Origin of the sequence: Kistimonas scapharcae (assembly GCF_039540975.1) — a bacterium.
In the GTDB taxonomy this organism is placed as follows: domain Bacteria; phylum Pseudomonadota; class Gammaproteobacteria; order Pseudomonadales; family Endozoicomonadaceae; genus Kistimonas; species Kistimonas scapharcae.
Map to the genome: position 1 here is coordinate 40,047 of NZ_BAABFL010000466.1, position 7,978 is coordinate 48,024.

Here is a 7,978-nt window from a genome sequence, read left to right on the forward strand (position 1 = left end):
TGTTCTTATGGATCTGTCGTCTTGGGAGAAACTGCTAGATAAGCGAATATCTATTCCATGGGTTTAATGCATAAACGTGTATTGTATCCGTTAGACCCGTGGGTAATCTGGAAGGGTATCAGTATTCGATAGAATGGGGAAAGGCTGTAAACCAGCCTTTCCTCCCTGTTATCAAGAGTGCTATTTTCGCAGTGGATAAATCCACTGGCCGGTTATTTGCGTGGGGTACACCCTCCTCCCGTTGGGTCGCGGTCGGCCACGACCAACTTAATCCCTATGCCATCGGGTATTTTAGCGACAATATAACAGGCTTCTTCCCCAGCCTTGAAATCCAGCGCCGGGTAAACGGTCCAAACCGGGGCTATGGAGGTATGGGGTTGAATGTCGACTGAGAGGACATTATATCCGTTTGGCTGTCCCCCTACACAAATCGTGTATGGGAATAAATCGTTGTTAACATCCCCGAAGAAGCTGGAGTCTGTTTTCCAGACTGATTTAATATCGTATCCAGACTCTTCACGACAAAGGTGAATCCGCCCTGGCCAGCCAGGCGCATTCGTACCCGGAGGAAGCTCTTGAGGACGTGAAGGGTCTGCAATCGTCACCGGGCATCCCTCCGTTTTGCCTGCTATGCCACGTTTTTCCAGTGTTCGCCTCGAAGGGGTCGGATGATATTTCACTGTGTAACAGGCCGTTGAATCCGGAAAGTCTGTTTCAGGATAGATTTTGCCCGAATTAAACATAAAAATACTTAGTCCTGTTACCCAGAGGTAATCTACGTCTTTACCATACGCCTTTGTGACTTTCTTACATTCTTCGTTATTTCCATAAAGTGTGTAGTCTCTTTCATAACTACTACCTACGTAATTGACTTCAAAATTAATCTGTCCATGTTCAGGGTGTGGACTATAGTCCGATTGCTCTTTGCAGAAGTACATAATGCGTGAATCTGACGATGGAGCCGGAGCCGGAGCCGGAGCCGGAGCCGGAGCCGGAGCCGGAGCCGGAGCCGGAGCCGGAGCCGGAGCCGGAGCAGGTGCCGGAGCAGGTGCCGGAGCAGGTGCCGGAGCAGGTGCCGGAGCAGGTGCCGGACCCGCAGGCCCCGGAGTTGGCGTCGGACCTGCAGGTGTCGGAGCAGGTGCCGGACCCGCAGGCCCCGGAGTTGGTGTCGGACCTGCAGGCACCGGAGCGGGTGCTGGAGTAGGGCCTGACGCAATAATGATACCCCCAGGGCCGACGATAGGGGGGGGTAATGTCGCTGCAGTCGGGAGTTTTGAGGCGGGTGTTATGCAGTTGTCTTCTCCACAGGGATGCCAGGCTACAGTCCCCGTGGCTGTGACTAAATTACCCAACAGGGTATAGACCTGCTGCTCAGATTCATCGGGGAAGACTTCGCGTTTGATGAAAACATTCACCTGGATATCCGTATCACTGATTTTTATGGTTTCAATTTTATCAATGACGGAGGAGTTGATGCCTGCCATGCTGCGTGTGAAGCCATTGGGGAGTTCACGTTTTATTGCAACATGCGCTTCTATTGACTGGCGTACTTCCTTCGCAGCTATGGCTGCTTCCGTAACTTTAGCGCTACGCACAATATCCTGGTACAAGTAAGTACCATAGCCGACCATGATCCCAACAATGATCACGACCATCAGCAATTCAATAAGTGTGTATCCTTTCGCTGGAGGCTGCGACGTTTGATACACAGATTCAATATCCGTTTGAGATTGATGCATAGTATTTATGGCTTTTGTTCTATTTATCGTCATCTGTAACTTTAGATGACAGATCTTTGCTTGGTATTGTTCTTGGGGATTCGGCATCAATGTTGATTTATTGACGTCGGTTTTGTGTAAGAGGTTTCATCAGCCAAATAGCAACAAGCTGCCAATTAATAAGGGGCAGCAATAACGGACATACCAGGGCCAGATGCGCCAGAAAATTGTCTCTTCAACCTGACTGAAGCCTTGTTGGATTTCTTTCAGTCGATGGTTCCGATGCATGAGCCAGCCTGCAAACAGGCAGAATAAGAGGGCATTGAACGGCTGTGCATACCGTGTTGTCAGTGTGATGACGCCACTGAAGAGGGTGCTGAAATTAGCAATAATCAGGGTGCACAACAGCAGGACAGGCAGACAAATCACCAGACTGGCTTTCTGCCGGGAGAGCTTGCCTCGTTCAGTCAGGCAGGAAACCGGTACTTCCAGCATCGATATCGACGATGTCAGTGCTGCAATGGTCATCAGAGCGAAAAACATGACACCTAAAATTGAGCCGATGACGCCGAGCGATGAGAAAAAGGCCGGGAGCACGTTAAATACCAGGGTATCGCTGGAATGTAGCAGGCCGTTGTCATCGTAAATCATCATGCCGCTTTTCAAGGCCACAAACATACAGGGAATGACCAGCAGGCCTGCAAGAAATGCGATACCAGTATCCAGCAGGCAGACCTGCAGGGCCATCGCCGGGAGATTAGCCCGCTTGCTGAGGTAAGAGCCGTAGGCCATCATGGCGCCAACTCCCAGAGACATGGAAAAAAAGGATTGTCCCAGCGCATTGAACAGTAGCGTTGGTGTCACTTTACTGAAGTCCGGCACAAGATAGTGCCGTACCCCATCGAAAGCGCCATCCTGTCCGATTACACAGCCAATGAGAATCAGCAGAAGAATCACCAGCAATGGCATCAGGCGCGATGACCATTTTTCAATCCCTTTTTCTATCCCACCATTAACAACGGTTAGCGTGATAACAATGAAACAGGCTGTCATCAGTAGATTTCGTTCCGGGGTGAAACTGACCAGCCAGTTGGCAGCAGTTTCCAGACCGATTTCATTGAAAACAGGTGCCAATCCGTATGCAATCAGCCAGCCGCCAATGATGCTGTAAAAGGCAAAGATCAGGCATATGGTGATGACGGCCAGGCAGCCCAAGGCATGGCCATGTTTGCTGAACGCCTGGGCATGGGGTAGTCGTTCCAGAGCGGTGATCGGGTTGGCCTGACTGTAGCGGCCGATCATCAACTCGGCGACCAGTGCCGGGTAGGCCAGTAATAGCGAGAGTATGAGGTAGATGATAAGAAAGGCCGCACCGCCGTTGTCTGCCACCTGGGTGGGGAACCCCCAGATATTACCGATGCCAACGGCGGAGCCGGCGGCGGCAAACACGAAACCGAGCCGTGAACTGAATTGTCCCCGTGGCTGGCTGTGGGATTGAGAAGGGACGTCATGTCCACTGCTCATAAAGTGGGCCTCATTGCTGGCGTTATATCCTACAGGTTAGACGGCCGTATCGGCGAAAGGTTCGTTAAGGATGACAACAGCGTAGCAGGCGCGCCGGCCTGAAGCCGGCGAATTGGGTCAGGCGGCAGGGCGAACGGAATATTTTTCTTCGTGCTGGGCTTTCCATTCGTCGATCAGTGTACTGTTATCGTGTTGCCAAGGGTGGAAGCTCGGACGGTAATAGTCGAGGTAATCCCTGAAAATCTGCCGGATTAACCCCGGCTTTCCCCACAGGAACTGAAAGCCGCTTTTCCAGGTGCTGGCTTTGAACAAGACGCCGTCTTTGGCCAGAAAATGGCAGACATGGCGGGTGGTGACATAGCTGAAATGGATCGTGGTCTGAATCATCATCAGGATCCGGGTGAAATAGCCGCCGCCAACGGCTTCATAGGCGTCAAAGCAGACTGCTTTGTGCTCAGTTTCTTCAATGGCATGCCAGCGCCAGATGGCCTTCATGGCATCCGGTGCATCTCCCAGCCAATCCTGGGGATATCTCATCAGGGCATTGGCCATGATGGCGGTAAAGTGCTCTACGGCGCAGGTTGTAGCCAACTGCTGTTTCCGAGTCATCAGTTTCTGGCCCAGACGCGTCCAGAAGCCCAGGTGGCGGTCCAGCTTGTCAATATCGTAGCCTTGTTCGCGCAGCAGGTTGTTGTATTTATCGTGCTCATGCCCGTGAACCGCTTCCTGGGCGATGAATCCCTTGATTTCAGCCAGCAGAACCGGGTCGGTGATCTCGTGCTGAACACCGCGTACAGAATCAATAAAGAAGCGTTCTCCCTGGGGGAACAGGGTAGAGAGGCCATTGAAAAAATGGCTTCGGAAGGCATCATTGCTATGCCAGTGTCGTTTCAGGCTGTCGAGTCCGAATCGCATGCGACGGGGTTTGACGTCGACATGGGACGGTCTTGGGCATCTGGAGGCGGCGTGAGGTGTGTTCATGGTCCGATGACTGTTATTATCTTTTTTGTCTGTTATTCAATACTGTGTATTCTGTCAGGCAAAATACAGAGCGGAACCGGCAGAGCCCAAGGTCATTTGGGGCCGGGAAGGGCTGGGGGAGCCTGATATGCCTGTATCGGTCGCGGGCAGGCAGTCAGCATATGGCGACGGCATGAAGAATAAAAGAACCACAATTGCTATTCCGACCACGTATGTTCGACACCTGTTGTCACTGGCAGGACAGCAGGGAGTTGATGAACCGTTCGTTCTGGATGCTGCGGGTATCCGGCGTATTGAGCTGGATGCCGACGATGGCCATATCGATTTTGATCGCTGTGATCGCCTGGTCAGTATCATTCTCAAGCAAACCGGCGATGCATCGCTGGGCTGGCAGCTGGGTATGCAGCTGAATCTGCCCAGCCATGGCGCACTGGCGACTGCCGCCATGAGCAGCCGCAGTATGGAAGAGTCCATCCGAGTGTCTGAGCGGTACCTGGCGACCCGTTATCCGCTGCTTTCCGTACAATTGTTCCAGGATGGCGATACGGCAATTCTGCAGTTTGATGAAGTCGTAGCGCTGGGCGTTAACCGTGTCTTTTACCTGGATGCGTTTATTGCCAGCCATCAGGTGATCCGGCGGTTTCTGTACGGCGGCTCGCAGACGGTGCTGGAGATTCAGTTGGCCTGCGAGTGTCCCCGTCACCATGCCGCCCTTGATTTTGATGGAGCAGTGCTGAATTACGGCTGTCCAGCCAATCAGTTCCGCTTTCCTGCCCAATATCTTTCCGTACCGTTACCGACGGCGGATGCCATCACCATGGCCTCGGCTGAGCGGCAGTGTCGCAAAATGCTGGATAGCCTGAAGCTGGAAACCGGTCTGTTACAGCAGGTGCTGACGTTTATGCGCAGTCGGGAGAATGTGATTCCCAGCCTGGAACAGACGGCCGACCATCTCGGTATGTCCCCCAGGACATTGCGGCGGCAACTGCAGGAATACAATACGACGTATCGCAATCTGGTAAATCAGGAAAGAAAGCGGCTGGCCCTCTATTTTCTTCGTAATACCCGGCTGACCGTGGAAGAAATTGCAGAGCGGCTGGATTATAACGATCCCAGTAATTTTGGACGGGCCTTCAGAAAATGGACGGGGTGTTCGCCCGGTCATTATCGGGAATCTCAGGATGAAAAAGCCGTATAGCAGTTGCCCGGAAGAATCATGCTGTAACAGTCCCTACCTAACCCGCACAGGAATTGATTGTGTTTACAGAAGTCATGTTGCCCCGTTTCAGTGAGACCGATGCGCTAGGTCATATCAACAATGCGGTTCTTCCGGTCTGGTTTGAAAAAGCACGGGAGCCGATCTTCCGGTTGTTTACGCCTGACCTGGATATCCACAAGTGGCGGTTAATCATCGCGAGGATAACAGTCGATTTCTTGGCCGAACTTCAATATGGCGATGATGTGGAGATACGAACCGGTCTGTTAAAAGTGGGTAACAGCTCAATGACGATCGGCCATGAGGCCTGGCAAAACGGCACCTGTTGCGCAAAAGGTGAAGCGGTCATGATTCATTTTGATTATGACCAGAAGAAAGCCATCGCCATTCCAGACGATATCAGGGCGCTTCTGGAAAAGCATGCAATCGTTCCTTGAAGTACCCGAAAAGTAATCTCTTATTTTGTCGTCTACAGCGACGCAATGCGCGGACTGGCGTGTTGAGCACTTGGGTTTAGGTGCTGATATGAATTAATCCGGAAATTTCATAATGCAGGATTAGCATTGTTGAATTCGCACATAATCATCGGGCTATTTATCCATTGGAATGGCGACGCAGCTGTCCTTCTGGATGGAACTCGTGACTGAAAAAATGCTCTAACCCTTGACTTCTGCTTGTCTGATGACATTGGTGTCCGCTGTTAACCAATAGCAGGTTACATTTTTTGCTGTAGCCAGAAAGTTGGATGGGTTACCGGTCAAGGGGGAGTCAGGGTGTTTTTCTGACGGTTATGGAGCGTTTTAATATGAAGTTTAATCTGAAATTGGACTCGATTCTGCAGGCGAAAACAGATCAATTTAATAGGCAATTTAAAGATCATTCTTCTTATGATGGCAGTTCGATAACACCTGAACATATAGCTTCCAAAGAGGCAGTAGATTCGGCCCGCCGTGTTGTGAAGCAAATTAACTGGCAAAAGCCGATGATTCCCCCGGTTGACGCAGAAGAAGCAAAAGATATACGGAGTCTTCATGAACAGGTCGTCACTGCCGCTGCGTGGCAGAGTGGATGCGATGTTAAAACGCACCACAGAAAGGTATTCGACCTGGCAAGGAGGGCTCTTGATCAACGGCTGGAAGAACTGAGATTGCAAGCGACGAGGACAGGAAACCAGAGTACACCTGTTTTATTCACTGATGTGGATGACATGATAGTTGACAGTTTTAGCTATTTCACCGGCTTTATTGGTCGCAGTGATCGCATGGATGACGTGAGCAGCTGTGCATGGTGGCTGTATCAGCCGAGTCAGGCTCTGTCGGGGGCAAGGGAGTTTCTTGAGTACGCCCACTCGAAAGGTGTGGTTATTCACTATATTACTGCCCGTGAAGTCCATCCTGAGATACATAAGGCGGCCTGTGATTTCTTAAAAAATCAAGGGTTCCCTAATGTCAGTGAAAAAAATGTTCACATCAATCATGAAAAGCAGGAAACCGCTAATAGGATTATGAACGAGTTAATCTCTCAGGGAAAAGCTCCCGAGTTGGTCTTCATGGCTGGTGATAAACGGATGGATTTGGGTTTTCCCAGGAATCCGTCAACGATGAACAAGGGGGAAAGGGACGTTATGTTAGCGCAGGTGGGGAGGACTCATTTTGTACAGCCCTGCGCAGCATTTGGAGAATGGGACAGGGTGACGCATTTTAAATATTCTTCAGGTGAACTGTTGAAAGAAGCCTGGTCGAGGTTTGCACATATTCATCAAATAGCCGGATACCCGTGTACGCCTATTTCGCTGAACAGTCAGGAACAGATTCAGGCAGTGCTTTACTCGACTTCGTTTGAGCGCGAGCTCGCCGTTCGCCAGTCTCTGGTGGGTGCAGAAGAGTGGTGCAAGAAAATGGTTGAAAAGGGAAAGCCGCCGGTTGTTCATGTTCAGCTGGAGGGCGTGCTTGCTGATACGAGTTCCTATGTGGCGGATCTTATTGCTCAGGGGCGGTATGCAGATCAGGAATCCCTTCAAACAGGCGCACTGATTGAGTGGTTTGATTATGGCCTGGCGGAGCCTGATGAGCACGTTGTAGCTTTTTTGCGAAATGTTCGGAATAAGTACAAGGGAAAGGTTGAGTATACAGTAACCGTTGAAGGCGCCGAGGTGCAGAATTATTGTCAGATGGTTTGCCGGTGGCTCATGCATAATGACATTGATGATGAGCCTGTTATCAATACCGGATTGTGTATCATCAATACGGAGGGTTCGGAGTCCCTATCGCTGTTGACTCGCCAATCGGCGGCCATTCCGGAAGAAGAGGCCGATGGTGTCTATCTGATACCGGCTCCGCATCAGCTTTGGGAGTGGTGGCGGGGCGATGGATCGAATCATCGCGTGGTGGAACAGCTGTTTCCGAAGATTAAACGTTGGGTTATGCCTCAAGAAGGCGCGGCTGAAACGCATAAATGAACCTGATTACCACCTAACATAAGCCATTCTCCCGTCTAAACTTACGACACTGGTTTTCCTTGGGTTAGGAGACGTGTCATG

At 51.0% G+C, this 7,978-nt stretch carries 6 protein-coding genes; 3 read left to right on the forward strand and 3 right to left on the reverse strand.

The window, feature by feature from the left end; translation table 11 throughout:
* Positions 1-212: 212 nt before the first annotated feature.
* The 3 genes from ABD892_RS22485 to ABD892_RS22495 all read right to left on the reverse strand — a co-directional run bounded on the left by ABD892_RS22485 (position 213) and on the right by ABD892_RS22495 (position 4,223).
* Positions 213-1,826, reverse strand: coding sequence for a type II secretion system protein (locus ABD892_RS22485; protein ID WP_345198448.1), 1,614 nt, complete (start codon positions 1,824-1,826; stop codon positions 213-215).
* A 42-nt stretch (positions 1,827-1,868) separates the two neighbouring features.
* Positions 1,869-3,242, reverse strand: a complete 1,374-nt coding sequence (locus tag ABD892_RS22490; protein WP_345198449.1) for a sodium-dependent transporter — start codon at positions 3,240-3,242, stop codon at positions 1,869-1,871.
* 117 nt (positions 3,243-3,359) lie between these two features.
* The gene (locus tag ABD892_RS22495) at positions 3,360-4,223 is read right to left on the reverse strand and encodes a metal-dependent hydrolase (protein WP_345198450.1); all 864 of its coding nucleotides are present in this window, start codon (positions 4,221-4,223) and stop codon (positions 3,360-3,362) included.
* A 127-nt stretch (positions 4,224-4,350) separates the two neighbouring features.
* Here ABD892_RS22495 and ABD892_RS22500 point away from each other — a divergent pair, with 127 nt between their 5' ends.
* From ABD892_RS22500 to ABD892_RS22510, 3 genes are all read left to right on the forward strand, one after another.
* Positions 4,351-5,421, forward strand: a complete 1,071-nt coding sequence (locus tag ABD892_RS22500) for a helix-turn-helix domain-containing protein (protein WP_345198451.1) — start codon at positions 4,351-4,353, stop codon at positions 5,419-5,421.
* A 59-nt stretch (positions 5,422-5,480) separates the two neighbouring features.
* Entirely contained in the window at positions 5,481-5,876 is a 396-nt protein-coding gene (locus ABD892_RS22505; protein WP_345198453.1) for an acyl-CoA thioesterase, read from the forward strand.
* Between the two features lie 368 nt (positions 5,877-6,244).
* Positions 6,245-7,897, forward strand: a complete 1,653-nt coding sequence (locus tag ABD892_RS22510; RefSeq protein WP_345198454.1) for an HAD family acid phosphatase — start codon at positions 6,245-6,247, stop codon at positions 7,895-7,897.
* Positions 7,898-7,978: the final 81 nt, after the last annotated feature.